Genomic DNA, 16,308 nt, shown 5'->3' with positions numbered 1-16,308 from the left:
ACGCTATCTTACGGACGCCACCACCCGCACCAACTGGTCCACATCATGCGCGGTGTTGTGCGGGGCGAACCCGACGGAAACTGCACCGGCCTGCTCTAGTGCCGATCCCAGCGCCGACCCCAACGCCGCGGCCGACCCCTGCGGAGAGCTCTGCGGAGAACTCTGTGCCGAGGCGGCGTCCGCCGCCTTGCGACCGTGGCGGCCACGGGAGTTCGCGCCGGGTGCCGCGGGGAGCTCCTCGAAGACCCCCATGCGCTCCAACAGCTGCGACTGGCCCGGCGCGACCACGCCCGCGACCACACCATTGGCCAGCAGTCGCTGCGCGACCACGCCCGCGGGCACGCCGTCGACCATGAAGCTCACGCGCGGAACGCGGTCGACGGAGGCGAACTCCTCCAGCGCGTCGCCATCGCCATCCACGCCGATGGCGTGCACGGTGCCGAGGCTCTGCAGGCCCTCCACCAGGTGCGTTGCCAGCGTGTTCAGGTGCTCGGCGGCGCGGGGCAGGCCCTTCTTCAACCGCGTACGGCGGGTGCCGCGGGCGGAATCGTCCAAGCGGGCCAGGTGATCCACGGCCTCCGCCACGCCACCCAGCAGGCCCTCCGACACGCCGCCCACGCCATGCGCAGAGTGGAAGACCTCGCGGCGGGTGGCATCATCCTTGAACACCAGCGCGCCGACACTCGGGCCGCCCAGGCTGGCGACATCCAGCGCCAGCACGTCGGCACCCATCTGCTCCACGTCCACCACGCGATAGGGAGCGAAGGAATCCACATCCACCACCAGCAACGCCCGGGACTTCGCCCGCACGCAATCCGCGATGGCCCGCACATCCGTCACCGCGCCGACGTACCGGTTCGCAGCGGAGACTGCCACGACGGTGGTCTCCGACTCCACGAGGTTCGTGTACTGCCAGGCCGGCAGCACTCCGCTGGAAAGATCCGGCTCCGCCCAGCGCACCCGTGCGCCATACAGATCCGCCGCATGCTTCCACGGCGACACGTTCGCCGGATCGTCAATACGGGACAGCACGACCTCCTGCCCCAGGCGCAAGCGCCGGTACAGGGCATGCGCCAGGTCATCCAGCAGTGCCGCGCGGGAGGCTCCCAGCACCACATTCTCCGGGCGCGCGCCCGTCAGATCTGCGATAGCGATCCGCGCGGAGTCTCCGAAAGACTCACCAATGCGGCGGCCCGGACGCTGCGCGCGGGAATGCGAACCCGTCGCCGACTCCGGAGGCTCCAGCAAAGAAGCCACCCGGAAACTACGCGCCACCGCCGAAGACACCCGCTCCGGAACCTGCGGGAAATCCTGCGCGTTTAAGTACGTCCAGCCATCCGACAGCGATGCATACAATCCCCGCACCCGTGGCACATCGAACACTGGAACTCCTTATCCACCTAGACTGCACTACCCAGACTGCGCTACCTGGGCTATCTAGATTGCTTCAAACTGCGATTGCTTCAGACTGTGCTTCTGCCCAACCGATACTAGCCTGCCAGCCGGACACGCAACACCGTCGCCGGTCGCGGCCACCGCCGTCCCCGGTCGCAGCCCCGGTCGCAGCCCCGGTCCCCGCGAGCCAACGCAGCCACCAACACGATCGCGGGACGCGCCGAGAATAGGAGGCGTGGGCGTCACAAAGTAAAATAGACTGCCTCAAAGCAACAGCAACAGAAGCAGGAACACATGCCACAGAAAATGCCAGAGGCCGCGGATCTCCAGCGGATCACCGCCGCGGCAGACGGCGACATCCCAGCTAGCAACTCCCAAACCTTCGCCGCCGCGTGGGCGGACCTGAAGAAGGGGCTGGCGCAGCGCGAACTCTGGCTGGCGCTCGGCTGGCAGGACATCAAGCAACGCTACCGGCGCAGTACCCTCGGCCCGCTGTGGATCACCATCGCCACCGGCGTGATGGCTCTGGCCCTCGGCCTGCTGTACAGCCTGCTGTTCCAGCAAGACCTCGCCAGCTTCCTGCCGCACGTCGCCGTCGGCCTGATCCTGTGGGGCTTCATCGCAGGCTGCATCAAGGACGGCGCCGAGGTCTTCATCGCCAACGAAGGGCTGATCAAACAACTGCCGTCCGCCCTGTCGGTGCACGTGTACCGCCTGGTGTGGAGGCAATTCCTCTTCCTGCTGCACAACCTCGTGATCTGGCTGGTGCTGCTGGCCGTGTTCCGCCCATCGCTCGGGTGGGAAGTGCTGCTGATCGTGCCCGCCATGGCGCTGATGATCGCCAACGGCATCTGGGTGACCATGTTCTTCGGCATCATCGCCACCCGCTTCCGCGACGTAGCCCCACTGCTGGATTCGCTAGTCCAACTGGCCTTTTATATGACGCCCATCGTCTGGACCACCAAAACCCTCCGCGACCAAGGCGGGGCAGTGGCCGAGCGCGCACGAATTGCGGAGATCAACCCGCTGTACCACTACCTGGAGATCGTCCGCGGGCCGATGATCGGCGAGCCAGTCCCCGCCTACCACTGGGGCATCGTGGGCGTGCTGACCGTGCTGGGGCTTTCGCTGGCTCTGCTGGTGATGCGCCGCTGGCGCTTCCGCGTGAGCTACTGGGTTTAGCCGTGCTAGCTGGTGTGCTTGGTATGGCTTGGCTTGCGGCTGGCTTAGCGGCAGGCGGGCTTGGGGCCCGCCAGCCGCGACAACTGAAACAACAAAGTGAGATGACATGGTTTCGATTGACACTTACGACGCGTGCGTAGACTTCCCCATCTTCGATGCGAAGACCCGCTCCATGAAGCAGACATTCCTGGGGGCTGCCGGCGGCGCGATCGGCAGGAACTCGTCGAATACGGTGATGGTGGAGGCGCTTAAGGGCGTCAATCTGCATCTACAAGACGGCGACCGGATCGGCCTGGTCGGGCACAACGGCGCCGGCAAGTCCACTCTGCTGCGCCTGCTCAGTGGGATTTACGAGCCGACGCGCGGGTCCGCGATTGTGCGCGGGCGCGTGGCACCCGTGTTCGACCTGGGTGTGGGCATGGATCCGGAGATCTCCGGGTACGAAAACATCATGATCCGCGGACTGTTCCTGGGGCAGACGCGGAAGGCAATGCGGCGGAAAATGGACGACATTGCGGAGTTCAGCGAGCTCGGCGACTACCTGGAAATGCCGCTGCGCACCTACTCGACGGGCATGCGAATTCGCCTGGCTTTGGGGGTTGTGACCAGCATCGACCCGGAAATTCTGCTGCTGGACGAAGGCATCGGCGCCGTGGATGCGGCTTTCATGGCTAAGGCGCGCGGGCGGCTGGTGGAGATGGTTGAGCGGAGCGGCATCCTGGTTTTCGCCTCGCACAGCAACGAATTCCTGGCGCAGCTGTGCGACAGTGCGCTGTGGATCGACCACGGGGAGGTTCGGCAGGTCGGGCGCGTGGATGATGTGGTTGAGGCGTATGAGGGGCCTGAGGCTGGTGAGCACGTCCGCCAGGTGCTGAAGGACCTGGGCCGGGGTTAGTGCTGGCGGGGTGCTGGGCCGCTGAAGTTTGCGGGGTTGGGGCTTGCTGAAGTTTGCGGGGTTGGGGCTTGCTGAAGTTTGCGGGGGTAGGGAGTGTCAGGAAGTTTGTGTGTGAGGCTCTGATCTAGAAGGAGTTTCACCGATAATGACTACGGTGTCACCGAAGAAAACCATGACCCGGCGAGGGTCAACGAGATCAGCGAGAAGCTGATGGAAAATCCTGAGCTCGCCAGCTTGATCAGCGAGCTGTCGAGCTCCGCTGATGATGCAAGCGAGCTGGTCAAAGGCCTGCTGCAAGCATCAATCAACGCTGGCCTTAAGGCGGAGATGGATGCGCACTTGGGCTACGGCCATTCCGACCGCAAAGCGAAATCCCAGGTCGAAACCGCACAGGAGAATAATCACCGTAACGGGTCGTACACCAAGACCGTCAATTCTGGCTACGGCGCAGTTGAGGTGACCGTGCCCAGGGATCGTGCCGGCACGTTTACTCCCCGGATGGTGCCCAAGGGTGCACGTCGGCTCACAGAACTCGACGACATGATTATCTCGCTCTACGCCGGTGGGATGACCGTGCGCGATATCCAGCATCACCTCGCGACCACCCTTGGGGTGGATATGAGCCCGGATACGATCAGCACCATTACCGATGCGGTGTTAGACGAGGTCATGATCTGGCAAAACCGCCAGCTCGACGAGTTTTACCCGGTGATCTTCCTCGACGCGCTACGCGTGAAAATCCGTGACGGCCACCGCGTGGTCAACAAGGCTTGCTACATGGCGGTTGGTGTCGACATGGACGGCATCAAGCACATCCTGGGACTGTGGATCGCCGACAATGAAGGAGCCGCATTCTGGGCATCGGTGTGTGCGGATCTGGCTAACCGCGGTGTCCAAGACGTGTTCATTGTGTGCTGCGACGGGCTCAAAGGCTTGCCGGAAGCCGTGGAGGCAACCTGGCCGAATTCCATGGTACAGACCTGTATTGTGCACCTGATTCGGGCTGCGAACCGGTGGGTGTCCTACCAGGACCGCAAAGCAGTCTCCCGCGCGCTGCGTGAGGTCTACACAGCCGCTAACGAGGACACCGCACGTGCCAGCCTGGATGCTTTCGAGGCCAGTGAACTTGGCCGGAAATACCCCCAGTCGGTCAAAGTCTGGCGCGACGCCTGGGAGCGGTTCGTGCCGTTTCTGCAGTTTCCGCCGGCGGCACGCCGGGTGCTCTACACCACCAATTCAATCGAGTCGCTGAATGCTGAACTGCGTAAAGCTACCCGCAACAGGGGCCAATTCCCGAACGATACCGCGGCGCAGAAAACGCTGTGGCTGATGATCTGCAACATCGAACAAGCGTGCCGCCCAGCGAGCGAAGAAAGCAAAGCGCAACATTGAGTGCAACGGCTATATTGAAGGAGCGAAAGCCACCGGGTGGAAACAAGCCATCAACCAACTAGCCGTGGCTTACCCCGACCGATTCGCGGACTACTTGTAAACCACCCCCCGCACACAAACAATCGGACACCCTCCGGGGGTACCGGCTGACTTTACCTCTCCCGACACCCCACCAGCCCCACTTTCCCCATCAGCCCCTACCGCCCCACTTATCCCATAAACCACCCTGAAGCCCGCCCTGGTGGGGCACTAAGTGCCGGAAAAGTTGCAGTCTAAAGCGCTAACTGTCGGAAAAGTTGCTAAACGTAAATCCTCGTCGCCGACACCCTGCTCAAAAAACTCGCTGACCTGCAGATTTACAAAACTGAAAATGTCTCCCGATAACAAATTGCAACTTTTCCGACATTTTCCCATCCAGCAGCTGCCCTTAGGGCCACCAGACCACCCACCCAGCACTCACACCAATAACAACGCCCCCAGTGACCCCAATACTCACTTCCACGCATTCGGCCCCACCCCCACACGCGGCGCCTGGCACCATCCCCACACCACACCCACGCCCCACACCCCCGCGCCCGGCGCCAGCACGCCGCCCGCCACCAGCACCACATCCACGTCCGGCGCCAAGCTGCACATACACCATCAAGGGGGTTCTCGCATCTCGATCTTTTGTACTTGTGGATAAATCGCCCACCCGCAGAGAGTTATTCACAAGTCCAAGCCACCCATATTCCACCAAGCTCATTCAATTGCGAGAATGGCCGCGAACCCGGATGCGTTGCCGAATCTCTCTATCCATCTCTCTATCTCCGACACATCTCTTGAAACACATCTCTTAGATACATCTCTTGAAGCACATCTCTCAAAGGCCACGCAGACCAGGGGAAACAGGGGGTCAACAGTGAAACAGTCCAAGGCTCGTAGAACAACAAATTACACCGCACACCAATTGAGCGATTACAGCACGAGCGGCAGTGCAAACACCAACACACCCGCCAGCACTGCAACCAACACACCCGCCAACGCTGCAACCAGCACCAGCACCAGCACCAACACAGCAACCAGCGCAAGCAATGGAAAGGCAAGAGCCAAATCCACGACCACCCGGAGGGCGCGTGCGGTCACATTTCCCCAGGTACCACCACGCAGGAAGGCCAAGCTGCTCCTCGACGTTCACACGATGAACCCCTCGGAGGCACGGAAAATGCAGCGACTCGCAGCGAGGGGTGAGGCGGTCAGACTTGCACCGGGAGTTTACATTCCCGCAGGTCAGTGGCGTGAGTTTGAACAAGACCCCGACGCAGAAGCAATTAAAGCGCGAGCCAGAATCGCCGCCGAGTACATCCGCAGTGGTCCAGCCGTCGTGGCGGGCAAGTCGGCAGCCTTCCTCCACGACCTGCCCCTCGAGAAGTTCGAGCCGCCGGAGACGGTGGAATTGGCGTCACCAAAAAGAAGCCTGATGGGAAGAACCGGCAGGTCAGAGCGCCACCTCGCTACGCCGGGGCAAGGCCAGCGCGCTGTGCTGATCCCCACAGAGTTCGGCGAAATCTGGACCAGCGGACTGCTGGATACGTGCCACGACCTGGGGCTTCGACACTCACTGGACGACGCCGTCATCGCCACGGAGGCCGCGCTGCACACAAAGAAAATCACGTGGAACGCATGGCGCACGTGGCGCGCGTGGCAAGACGGGATGTGCGCCCCAGGCGCCACTCTGACCGCCACGCTGACCGCCACGCCGGAAACCGCGCCCATCCGCCACGGCGCCCAACGCGCCCGCACGGCCGCGCGCCTCATCACCCGCTTCTCCGAAAGCCCGCGCGAATCGCAGCTGAAAATCCGCTTCTGGGAACACGGCCTGCCCGCGCCGTTTCAGCAGGTCAACATACTCAACGAGGCCGGCTGGACCATCGGGCGCGTCGACATGTTTTTCGACGTCGGCCTCGCCGTCGAATACGACGGCCGCGAGAAGTACGGCTCCACCGCGCCGGCCATCGAGCGCGCCCTGCTGCAGGAACGCCAGCGCGAAAACGACATCCAAGCCCGCGGCATCACGCTGCTGCGCATCACGGCGGAAACGTACCACTCCGGCCACGCAATCGACCAGGTCAGCGAGCATTTCCACGCCCTCGCCGCACGCCCGACCCGCCCGCCATGCACCCTCTGGAGCGGCGGCGCGCTCGCCTGGTCGTAGCCATTTCTGTCCTTTCTTATTGACGCCCCCTCGCCTCCACCGCCTTCACCTCCAGCTTCGCGAACCGTCCGCCCCGCCCCGGCGCGAGCCCGGCGCGAGCTAGGCGCGAACTAGAGATAAAAAGAGAATTAATGAACCGCGCCAGTTGGGGCGCGCGAAGCGTTAGACTCGGTCACGGACGTGCAAGCGCGACTGACGGCATAGTGCAATTAGACACTGACGGCACAGTGCAATTAAACGCAGCCACGCAGAGCAAATACTCCCCCCAGAACTCACGCAGAACCAGGTGAAACAGTTGACCAACCCAGCAGGCGACAACGGCGCAGGCACCCCCGCCGGCAACGAGGAAGCCACTCCAGCAGGCACCCCCGCCGGCAGCGGCGCAACCGCATCCGAGGCCTTCAACTCCAAGGCATGGCTGCAGCACTACACCCCGTGGACGCAGCACACCATCGACCTCGACGACCCGGCGGAAAACCCCGCGGGCTTCACCATCCCGGAGGTCTTCTGGCACGCGGTGGACACGATCGGCGAACGCAACGCCTTCACCTTCTTCGGCAAAGCCACCACCTACGAGCAGTACGGCCGCCAGGTCGCCATCGCCTCCTCAGCCCTGGAGAAGCTCGGCGTGCAGCGCGGAGACCACGTCGCCATCGCGCTGCCGAACTGCCCGCAGGCCCTCATCGCCTTCTTCGCAATCCAGAACGTCGGCGCGGTTCCGATCCTCCACAACCCGCTGTACACCGCCACCGAGCTGCACCACCCCTTCAACGACCACGGGGCAAAGGTCGCCTTCTTCTGGGACAAAGTCGGCGACGTCGCTGAACAGCTCCGCCTGGATAGCCCCCTGGATACAGTCATCGCCGTCACCCTCCCCGACGAAATGCCCGCCCCGCTGCGCTACGCCCTGAAGCTGCCGATCCCGAAGATCAAGGCTATGAAGGACAAGCTCACCGGCCCGGCGCCCTCCGCCGTCTCCTGGAAGAGCTTCATGCGCACGGGCGGAAATGGCGAGAAGTGGCTGCGTGGGGGCGTCAATAATAAGAAGACCGACCCCACCGACCCCGCGCTGATCCTCTATACCTCCGGCACCACCGGCAAGCCGAAGGGCGCCGTGCTGACTCACCGCAACCTCGTAGCGAACCTGCGGCAGGGCCAGGCCTGGGTGAAGGGCCTGGGCAAGGGGCCGAAGCCGGAGGTCATGCTGGCCGCGCTGCCGATCTTCCACGCCTACGGCCTGACCATGAACATCACCCTCGCGCCGATGATCGGCGGCGAAATCCAGCTGCTCCCCGCGCCCGAAATGCCGCTGGTCATGCGCGTGATGAAGAAGAACATGCCCTCCTGGATGCCCGGCGTGCCCGCGCTGTACCAGAACATCATGAAGGAGGCCGAGAAGCGCGGCATGCCGCTCTCCGGCATCCGCAACTCCTTCAGCGGTGCCAGCGCACTGCCCGCAGAGACCGTCCGCGAGTGGGAACGCTCCACCGGCGGCAACATCGTGGAAGGCTACGGCCTGACCGAAACCTCGCCGATCATCGCAGGTAACCCCATGGGTAAGGGCCGCGAGGGCTACATCGGCGTGCCTTTCCCCTCCACCGAAATCCGCGTAGCTAACCCAGACAACCCCGCCGAAACCATGCCCGACGGCGAGGCCGGCGAGCTGGTCGTCCGCGGCCCACAGGTGTTCAAGGGCTACCTCAACCGCCCGGACGCCACCGCCGACGCCTTCTACGAGGACTGGTTCCGCACCGGCGACATGGCCGTCATGGAATCCGACGGATACCTGAAGATCGTCTCCCGCATCAAGGAAATGATCATCACCGGCGGCTTCAACGTCTACCCCGCCGAGGTCGAGGAAGTCCTGTGCGAACACCCCTCCATCGAGCAGGCCTCCGTCGTGGGCGTGCAGCGCAAGGATGGTTCCGAGACCGTCGCCGCGGCTGTGGTTCTGGCGAATGGCGCTGTTATTGACGCCGACGACTTCCGCGACTTCGCCAAGAAACGACTGACCGCATACAAGGTGCCGAAGGTATTCCATGCTTTCCAGGAGCTGCCCGCCGACCAGCTGGGCAAGGTGCGCCGCCGGGAAGTGCAGGAGCTAGTCGCAGAGAAAGAACAGGCCTAAAACATGCCGCTGAGCAGGAAAGACACCGTCGCCGCAGTGATCGTCACGCATAACCGCGTGGAATTGCTGGAGGCCTCGCTGCGCCAGGTTGCAAACCAGGAGGGCGCGGAGGTCGCACACGTGGTGGTTGTGGATAACGGCAACGACCCGGCGGTGCGTTCGCTAGTGGAAGCGGTGTGCGGGTCGCGGGCGCACTACGTGGGGTCCGCGACGAACCTGGGTGGCGCGGGTGGTTTTGCGCTGGGATTCCTGACCGCACTTTCCCTGGGTGCCGACGCGATCTGGTGCGCCGACGACGACGGGCGGCCAGCCGACGAACACGTTCTGGCCACCCTGCAGGAAGTTGCCGAGCGCGAGGGGCTGGAGGAAATCAGCCCGGTCGTGTGCAACATCGAAGATCCGGAGCGGCTGGCCTTTCCTCTGCGCCAGGGCCTGGTGTGGCGGCGGACGCTATCCGAGCTGGAAGGTTCTTTCCTGCCGGGGATTGCCAGCCTGTTTAACGGCGCGCTGATCAGTGCACGGGCGATGGAGATAATTGGCGTTCCCGACTATCGACTGTTCATCCGTGGCGACGAAGTGGAATACCACCGCCGCCTTGTCCGCAGCGGCCTTCCCTTTGGAACGTGCCTGACCTGCGCTTACCTGCACCCCGACGGGTCGGACGAGTTCAAGCCGATCCTCGGTGGGAAGATGCACACGCAGTACCCGGACAACGAATTCAAGCGCTACTTCACGTACCGCAACCGCGGGTACATCATGAGCCAGCCGGGCATGCGCAAGCTGCTGCCACAGGAGTACGCCCGCTTCGGCTGGTTCTTCCTAGTGCAGAAAAAGGACCCGAAGGGGTTCGCCGAGTGGCTACGACTGCACGCGCTCGGCCGGCGCGAGCAGTTCCGCCGGCCGAAGTTCTAAGCAACTTTTTAAGCACACACACCGACTTCCATTTTCCTTTTATCCCGGCCACGGGCGTAGTCTAAAGAGACTGTCGCGGTGTCAATGCACAATGTCATTGCACAATGCCAATGCAAAATGGCATTGCAAAATCCAGCAAACCAAAGCAAACCCCCGGCACCGCCATGCACCACCTAGCCGAGGATAAAGTTAGCCGAAGTGACCGTGTCCGAAACCCAAACGACCCCTAGCGCTGAGCCCACCGGGCCCGCTGACGACGTAGGCGTCAATAAGAAAAACGCCGAAGGCGCCGCTCCTTCCCGAGCCCGCCGTCACCGCCACGTCGCGCGGCAGTTCATCCAATTCGGACTGGTCGGCGCGTCGGGATTCGTGGTAAACCAGGCGATTTTCGTGCTGTCGAAGAAGCTCGCGGAGTCTGGCTGGGATATTCATGTGCAGGATGCGTTCCTGAACCTCCTCGGCAGCCAATACCATTTGCGCTGGTACCACGTGTTTTCCGTGATCGCGTTCCTACTGGCTAACATTTGGAACTTCTGCCTGAACCGCTACTGGACTTTCCGCCACGAGCCGAAGCGCGCCTGGTGGAAGCAGCTGCCGCAGTTCATGGCCGTGGGAGTGTTCGGGCTGCTGATCACGCTGGTGGTCTCGACGGCGCTGGTGAACCCGGAGTCGCCGATCGCGCTGCCGCACGACATTTTCGATAACTCGACGGGGCTGCGCACGCGCGCGTACTGGGGCAACTTCATCGGCGTGATCCTGGCGGTTCCGGCGAACTTCCTGTTCAACAAGCTGTGGACGTTCCGCTCTGCCCCGCGCGAGCCGAACCGGGTGGTGCGCGTAGTCGAGCCGCGAAGTGGCGGTGCGGATGCGGGCGGTGCGGATGACTAGCCCTCCTTCTAATGACGCCCCCTCGCCGCAACAGGCCGGCGGTACCAGCCGGGCCGGGCAGGCCGGTGGCGCTGGCGCGGGCTCTGGCGCGGCCGGGCAGGCAACGCACACCAGCCGGGCGCAGCAAATGCTCCAGTCACAGCTGGTGAAGTTTGTGCTGGTCGGAGGCTTCAGCGCCATCGTCGACTTCGGCTCGACGGCGCTGTTCACCTTCGCGTTTGGCTTGAGCGATGGCGTGGCGAAGGCACTGGGATTCGTGCTGGGAACCCTGACGGCGTATTTCATCAACCGTCGGTGGACTTTCCAGGCGGAGCCGAGTGGGCGTCGATTTGCAATAACCATGGCGACCTACGGCCTGACCTTTGCGGTGCAGTGGGGGCTGTACAAGGTGTCGATCCCGTGGCTGGAAGGCTTCGACCTGAATGCGTTCTGGGTGCGTGCGATCAGTTTTGTGATTGCGCAGGGCACGGCGACTGTGCTGAACTTTCTGATCCAGAAGTTCCTGATTTTCAAGCGCTAGCTGGGCTTCGCCTTTGCCTCTACCCCGCCGGCACTAGCTTCGCCTCTGTCTCTGCCCCTCCGGCTCTGGCTTCGCCCCTCCCTCTGCCCCGCTGGCTCTGGCTTCGCCTCTGCAGTCACTCCAAGCTCTCCAATCACTCCAGCCCCTTTCATGTCTTGATGTGAGGCATTATGAGGCAACGTGAGGCAAGCTCAGCCACTCCCGGATGCTTAAATGTCGGAAATGTTGCATTTTGTTATTGACCTCCATTTCCAACTTTGTAAACCTGCAGTTCAGAGCGTTTTCCCAGTCTTCCTCAAACTACACCCGGGAACGTTTTGCAACTTTTCCGACATTTGACAACTGGGACTGCAACTTTTCCGACAGTTAAGACCCTAAGCAGCTCCGCCGAGGCCCGAATGTCGTTAGAACGGGAATCTTGCGCTATTTGAGGTCCTCCGGGGGCTCCGCCGAGGCCCAAATGTCGTTAGAACGGGAATCCGTTATTGGAAGTGATTTGCAAATCTGCAAAAGCGCAGGTCAGAGAGTTGCGGAATCTTGCAAGGAGTTGCGGGCGCCGACAGATTCCCGTTCTAACGACATTGCAACCCGCCGGGCGCCCTGTTGGGCCTGTTTTGGCCGACAGATTCCCGTTCTAACGACATTGCAACCCGCCGGGAGGGGCATCTAGGCCGGGTCGGCGGGCAGCGAAAGGCAGGCTACAGCTGCAGAATGAAGCGGTACATCTCCAGCCGCTCCAGCACCGAGCACTGCGGAACCAACGGAACCGCCTGGTCATCGGGCTGACGCTCCCATTTGCAAGCCCCCACCTGCGCCAAGATGCGCCCGGTCCGCCGCGACAGCCATTTGATTTCGCTGGCGCTGAGGGCGTCCGTACCAAGAGCAGTTTCGGTCGGCGGCAGCTTCGCGTCCGCGCGCGTGTAACCGAGTGCCGACATGAAGGCTTCGCTGACCTCGTCGGTTTCCGCATCAACCAGGGTCGACAGGGCGATGATCCGCGCCCACGCGGCGGCGCGTCCGATTTTGCTTTTCTCGATCGGCGCGTCGGCCAGCAGCTCGGCGGCGTGCTCGGAAACGTTGGCTGGCCGCTCCAGGTCCAGCGCCTGCAGCAGCGGAATGAACTCGTACATGGCCCCGTCGCGCAGCAATTCACGCAGCTCAGGGTCAACTTCGGCGAGGATCTGCTCGACGGTATCCTCGCCGGCCAGCGCCACATTCACCTCAGTGATGTCGACCATCGCCGGGATTCCGGCAGGGTGCAGGTGCGCGGCGAGCTCGTCTTCCTGATTCTTATGGACGCCACCCGCCTCCGCCGCATCACCATCAGTATCGCTGAGGAAGTCGGCGGCCAGGAGGACTGCTTCGGCGTTGGTATCGCCGGGCGTGTCAGCGGTGGTGCCGAAGAGGGAGTTGGAGGATCCGAAAGGAGTATCGGCCGAGACGGCGATGGGGGAGTCGTAGGCGGGGTCGAGCTCCTCGTGGCGGGTGGTGGTGTCGGTGACTGTGATGCTGAAGTCGTAGCCTTCTACCTTCAGCACGCCGATGGTGCCGCGGCGGAAGATATCGCTGAGAGCAGTGCCGATGGAGTTGGCTCCCTTGGCGTAGACGCGGACGCGGCCGGCGGTGCGGGCGCGGAAGCTCCAGGTTGGGGCGCCGGGCGTGCCAGCGCCAGCAAAGCCGGCGGTGGCAGGCGCACCGTTGTCGGTGGCCTGATCTTCCAGCGCGACCCGATCTTCCCACGCGACGTAGCGCGTGGGGTGCGCCTCGGGCACCCGGTTGACGGCCTCTGGCCAGCGGAAACTCGTGAGGATTGCGTCGGCGAAATCGGCCACGCTCATGGCGCCGGAGACGCTGAGCAGGCGCGAGTACCTCCCCACGCTGGGGTAGTGGTGCTCCACTGCCACGGTGAATGCTGTGGTTTGTGCCCTGAATTCCCTGTTCATCCCCATCCCCCGCGTGGACATGACCCCCAGGGTTTCCTGTGTCCAACCGGCTCTGCTGCCCTCCGCCCGCGCAGCACCAGAACCGCCGGCGGATTCATACCCGCCGACGGCTCTGATGAGGGGTGTGGGTTTCATGGGTTTAAGCGTAACCGCGCCCGGCTAACCTCGCTTGGTGAGCACCACCGGCAGCGGTCGGGCATTCGAAAACTCGCTGTTCACGGCACCAATTCTGCGAACCCGGAGCTTGTCGAACGCATTGTACTGGGCGATCCAACCACGGAGGGCGGCAGCTTCTTTCAGTGCGCTCGCCACGGCCGCGCGCTCTGCGTCGCCCGCGCCGTCCGCGCCCGCACCGTCAGCACCCTCGCCAGCGCCCGCACCGTCAGCACCCTCGCCCGCGGAAGCACCAGCGCCCGCAATCCCCGCCTCGGCCTCGCGGAACTCCGCCAGCGGGCGGAAGCTCCCCCACGCTGGCTGCTTCTTATCCGGGAACTCCGCGCTGAAGTGCTGCTTTGCGGAGGCGAGGGCGTCCTCAAGACCAGCCTCCGTGGCGGCCACATCAATCAGCGCGACGTCGCTCGGCAACAGCTCGGCCGCCGCCGCGTCCCCCACGAACAGCACCGGATAGCGCAACAGGGCCGCGAGCATGGCCGCCCGGTCGTCGGTGCCCTCAATCCAGTCGGCGTTGGCGGCGAAGCCGTGGATGCCCGCGCCGTCGATCAGCCAGGCTCCGGAAAAGTCGCCGAGCTGCACGTCAGGGTCGGTTTCCACCTGCCAGATGGCGAAGGTGGGGTCGTCCGCAGGGTCAGCAGCGGGGCCAGCAGCAGAGCCAGCGGCGGCAACGACCATGATCGGGTCGTAGCGGACGGATGCGGACTCGCCAGCCTCGGTGGAGTTCGCGACGGCGCCAGCGGCGGTGCTCTCAGGTGCAGTTGTGCTCATCGCTTTCGGAGGTTACCACCAACTATGATCATCCCCATGGCTGTTTTTGATAGGTTCCCCGCCGCCGCGAAACTCTTCAAGCGCTCCAAGCCCTCCCCCGCCGAGCAGGAACACAGGAGTGCGCCGGTGCGAATTGGTGGCGTCGGTAAGGAAAGCAGTTACGAGGCCTCCACCCGCACGAACCTGCCGCTCAACGAGTACATGACGCGCCTGATGGCCCAGGAACTCCCCATCCTCGACAGCACTAGCCGCCAGCGCGTGCGCGACATCCTGCGCGACTACGACGGCCCGACCATCACCGAACCCGAGGAACTGCCGGAGGAAATCCGCCAGATAATGGAGCTCTACTAGCCCTCCGCTTGCCCTTTTTTTAGTGACGCCACCCACACCGCAACTGCGAAAACGCTGGCAACTTGGGCCCGACGCTGCGCCGCACCCAGGGGTTGTCGCACCCGGGCGCTAGGGTAGAGAACATGGAATTGCACACCAGCACTCGTACCCTCACCGGGTGGGGCCGCACCGCCCCCACGACCGCCGAAGTTCTGTCTACGCAGGATGTCGACCAGATTGCCGCCGCCGTTGCGCGCGTGGCCGACGATAACGCGGATAAGCCCAGCTGCCTGCAGCGTGGCGTGATTGCCCGCGGCATGGGCCGCAGTTATGGCGACCCGGCCATGAACGCCGGCGGGCTCGTTATCGACATACAGCAGCTGAACACGATCCACAGCATCGACCCCGATACCGCCATCGTGGACGTGGACGCGGGCGTGACGTTGGACCAGCTGATGAAAGCCGCCCTGCCGCACGGCCTGTGGGTGCCGGTGCTGCCCGGTACGCGCCAGGTGACCATCGGTGGCGCTATCGGTCCGGATATCCACGGCAAGAACCACCACTCCGCGGGTTCCTTCGGCAACCACGTCCGCTCCATGGAGCTACTGGTGGCTGACGGGCGTGTGCTGCACCTGACCCCGGAGGGCTCCGCAGACGACCCGGACGGCGAACTGTTCTGGGCCACCGTCGGCGGCATGGGCCTGACCGGCATCATCCTGCGCGCGACTATTGAGATGACGAAGACGGAGACCGCGTACTTCATCGCCGATGGAGACATGACGCACTCCCTGGACGAGACCATTGCGTTCCACTCCGATGGTTCGGAACACAACTTCACCTACTCCTCCGCCTGGTTCGACGCGATCAGCCCGGAGCCGAAGCTGGGTCGCGCGGCGATCTCCCGCGGCTCCCTGGCCACCCTGGACCAGCTGAAGGAATACGCGCCGAAGCTGGCGAAGGATCCGCTGAAGTTCAACGCCCCGCAGCTAATGACCGTGCCGGATATCTTCCCGAGCTTCACCATGAACAAGCTGTCCATGGTGGCCATCGGCGAGCTGTGGTGGCTGAAGTCCGGCGAGTACCGCAACCAGGTGCAGAACCTCACGCAGTTCTACCAGCCGCTGGACCTGATCGGCGAGTGGAACCGCGGCTACGGTTCCAAGGGCTTCCTGCAGTACCAGTTCGTCGTGCCGACGGAGGCCGTGGAGCCGTTCAAGGAGATCATCCGCGACATCCAGCGCTCCGGCCACTACTCCGCACTGAACGTGTTCAAGCTGTTCGGCGAGGGCAACAAGGCCCCGCTGAGCTACCCGATGCCGGGCTGGAACGTCTGCGTGGACTTCCCGATCAAGCCGGGCCTGGGCGCCTTCCTGGACGACCTGGACCGCCGCGTGATGGAGTTCGGCGGCCGCCTGTACCTGGCCAAGGAGTCCCGAACCTCCGCCGAGAACTTCCACAAGATGTACCCCGGCCTGCCCGGCTGGCTGGCCACCCGCAAGCGCATCGACCCGACGGGGGTCTTCGCCTCCGACATGTCCCGCCGCCTCGAGCTTTAACTGCACAGAGCTCTAACTGCACAGCGCTTTA

14 protein-coding genes and 1 pseudogene are annotated in these 16,308 nt (G+C 63.5%); 10 read left to right on the top strand and 5 right to left on the bottom strand.

Annotation, left to right across the window (positions count from 1 at the left end):
• Positions 1–3 precede the first annotated feature (3 nt).
• Complete coding sequence (locus L8U58_RS06555) at positions 4–1,383, bottom strand: aminotransferase class V-fold PLP-dependent enzyme (RefSeq protein ID WP_269954960.1); 1,380 nt, start codon at positions 1,381–1,383, stop codon at positions 4–6.
• Between the two features lie 306 nt (positions 1,384–1,689).
• On the opposite strand from L8U58_RS06555, the gene wzm reads away from it, so the two are divergent.
• The 3 genes and pseudogenes from wzm (at position 1,690) to L8U58_RS06540 (ending at position 4,964) form a co-directional block, all read left to right on the top strand.
• Entirely contained in the window at positions 1,690–2,577 is an 888-nt protein-coding gene (wzm, locus tag L8U58_RS06550; RefSeq protein WP_034992415.1) for a galactan export ABC transporter permease subunit Wzm/RfbD, read from the top strand.
• A gap of 106 nt (positions 2,578–2,683) precedes the next feature.
• Positions 2,684–3,472: a galactan export ABC transporter ATP-binding subunit Wzt/RfbE gene (gene wzt, locus L8U58_RS06545; RefSeq protein WP_187401977.1), complete on the top strand. Its 789-nt coding sequence runs from the start codon at positions 2,684–2,686 to the stop codon at positions 3,470–3,472.
• Positions 3,473–3,617: 145 nt separating this feature from the next.
• Positions 3,618–4,964: pseudogene (locus L8U58_RS06540) on the top strand (IS256 family transposase).
• Positions 4,965–5,356: 392 nt separating this feature from the next.
• On the opposite strand, the gene L8U58_RS06535 reads toward L8U58_RS06540, so the two are convergent.
• Positions 5,357–5,500, bottom strand: a complete 144-nt coding sequence (locus L8U58_RS06535) for a hypothetical protein (RefSeq protein ID WP_269954959.1) — start codon at positions 5,498–5,500, stop codon at positions 5,357–5,359.
• 321 nt (positions 5,501–5,821) lie between these two features.
• The gene (locus L8U58_RS06530; protein WP_269954958.1) at positions 5,822–5,989 is read right to left on the bottom strand and encodes a hypothetical protein; all 168 of its coding nucleotides are present in this window, start codon (positions 5,987–5,989) and stop codon (positions 5,822–5,824) included.
• Positions 5,990–6,068: 79 nt separating this feature from the next.
• Here L8U58_RS06530 and L8U58_RS06525 point away from each other — a divergent pair, with 79 nt between their 5' ends.
• From L8U58_RS06525 to L8U58_RS06505, 5 genes are all read left to right on the top strand, one after another.
• Positions 6,069–7,058: a hypothetical protein gene (locus L8U58_RS06525; RefSeq protein ID WP_269954957.1), complete on the top strand. Its 990-nt coding sequence runs from the start codon at positions 6,069–6,071 to the stop codon at positions 7,056–7,058.
• 286 nt (positions 7,059–7,344) lie between these two features.
• Positions 7,345–9,186, top strand: coding sequence for a long-chain-fatty-acid--CoA ligase (locus tag L8U58_RS06520; protein ID WP_269954956.1), 1,842 nt, complete (start codon positions 7,345–7,347; stop codon positions 9,184–9,186).
• A gap of 3 nt (positions 9,187–9,189) precedes the next feature.
• Positions 9,190–10,098, top strand: a complete 909-nt coding sequence (glfT1, locus tag L8U58_RS06515; RefSeq protein WP_269954955.1) for a galactofuranosyltransferase GlfT1 — start codon at positions 9,190–9,192, stop codon at positions 10,096–10,098.
• A 183-nt stretch (positions 10,099–10,281) separates the two neighbouring features.
• The gene (locus L8U58_RS06510; RefSeq protein ID WP_034975102.1) at positions 10,282–10,986 is read left to right on the top strand and encodes a GtrA family protein; all 705 of its coding nucleotides are present in this window, start codon (positions 10,282–10,284) and stop codon (positions 10,984–10,986) included.
• The gene (locus L8U58_RS06505; protein ID WP_080716716.1) at positions 10,979–11,506 is read left to right on the top strand and encodes a GtrA family protein; all 528 of its coding nucleotides are present in this window, start codon (positions 10,979–10,981) and stop codon (positions 11,504–11,506) included. Before L8U58_RS06510 ends, L8U58_RS06505 begins: the two co-directional genes overlap by 8 nt.
• A 698-nt stretch (positions 11,507–12,204) precedes the next feature.
• On the opposite strand, the gene L8U58_RS06500 is transcribed toward L8U58_RS06505, so the two are convergent.
• A complete protein-coding gene (locus L8U58_RS06500; RefSeq protein WP_269954954.1) occupies positions 12,205–13,584 on the bottom strand; it encodes a hypothetical protein in 1,380 nt (459 codons plus the stop codon).
• Positions 13,585–13,608: 24 nt separating this feature from the next.
• Positions 13,609–14,391, bottom strand: a complete 783-nt coding sequence (locus tag L8U58_RS06495; RefSeq protein WP_269954953.1) for a hypothetical protein — start codon at positions 14,389–14,391, stop codon at positions 13,609–13,611.
• Between the two features lie 36 nt (positions 14,392–14,427).
• Here L8U58_RS06495 and L8U58_RS06490 point away from each other — a divergent pair, with 36 nt between their 5' ends.
• Together L8U58_RS06490 and L8U58_RS06485 are read left to right on the top strand one after the other, a co-directional pair.
• Entirely contained in the window at positions 14,428–14,742 is a 315-nt protein-coding gene (locus L8U58_RS06490; protein WP_371325836.1) for a hypothetical protein, read from the top strand.
• A 122-nt stretch (positions 14,743–14,864) separates the two neighbouring features.
• Positions 14,865–16,277, top strand: coding sequence for a decaprenylphosphoryl-beta-D-ribose oxidase (locus L8U58_RS06485; protein WP_269954952.1), 1,413 nt, complete (start codon positions 14,865–14,867; stop codon positions 16,275–16,277).
• Positions 16,278–16,308: the final 31 nt, after the last annotated feature.

Origin of the sequence: Corynebacterium macclintockiae (genome assembly GCF_027570165.1) — a bacterium.
Taxonomy (GTDB): domain Bacteria; phylum Actinomycetota; class Actinomycetes; order Mycobacteriales; family Mycobacteriaceae; genus Corynebacterium; species Corynebacterium macclintockiae.
The sequence above is the reverse complement of the archived record's forward strand: the minus strand, read 5'-3'. Positions and strand labels throughout refer to the sequence as shown.

Excerpts from the sequence above, each read along its gene's own strand:
- L8U58_RS06505 (WP_080716716.1), top strand. The coding sequence starts at position 10,979 with ATGACTAGCCCTCCTTCTAATGACGCCCCCTCGCCGCAACAGGCCGGC.
- L8U58_RS06525 (WP_269954957.1), top strand. The coding sequence starts at position 6,069 with ATGCAGCGACTCGCAGCGAGGGGTGAGGCGGTCAGACTTGCACCGGGA.
- L8U58_RS06500 (WP_269954954.1), bottom strand. The coding sequence starts at position 13,584 with ATGAAACCCACACCCCTCATCAGAGCCGTCGGCGGGTATGAATCCGCC.
- wzt (WP_187401977.1), top strand. The coding sequence starts at position 2,684 with ATGGTTTCGATTGACACTTACGACGCGTGCGTAGACTTCCCCATCTTC.
- wzm (WP_034992415.1), top strand. The coding sequence starts at position 1,690 with ATGCCACAGAAAATGCCAGAGGCCGCGGATCTCCAGCGGATCACCGCC.
- L8U58_RS06485 (WP_269954952.1), top strand. The coding sequence starts at position 14,865 with ATGGAATTGCACACCAGCACTCGTACCCTCACCGGGTGGGGCCGCACC.
- L8U58_RS06535 (WP_269954959.1), bottom strand. The coding sequence starts at position 5,500 with ATGTGCAGCTTGGCGCCGGACGTGGATGTGGTGCTGGTGGCGGGCGGC.
- L8U58_RS06495 (WP_269954953.1), bottom strand. The coding sequence starts at position 14,391 with ATGAGCACAACTGCACCTGAGAGCACCGCCGCTGGCGCCGTCGCGAAC.
- glfT1 (WP_269954955.1), top strand. The coding sequence starts at position 9,190 with ATGCCGCTGAGCAGGAAAGACACCGTCGCCGCAGTGATCGTCACGCAT.
- L8U58_RS06490 (WP_371325836.1), top strand. The coding sequence starts at position 14,428 with ATGGCTGTTTTTGATAGGTTCCCCGCCGCCGCGAAACTCTTCAAGCGC.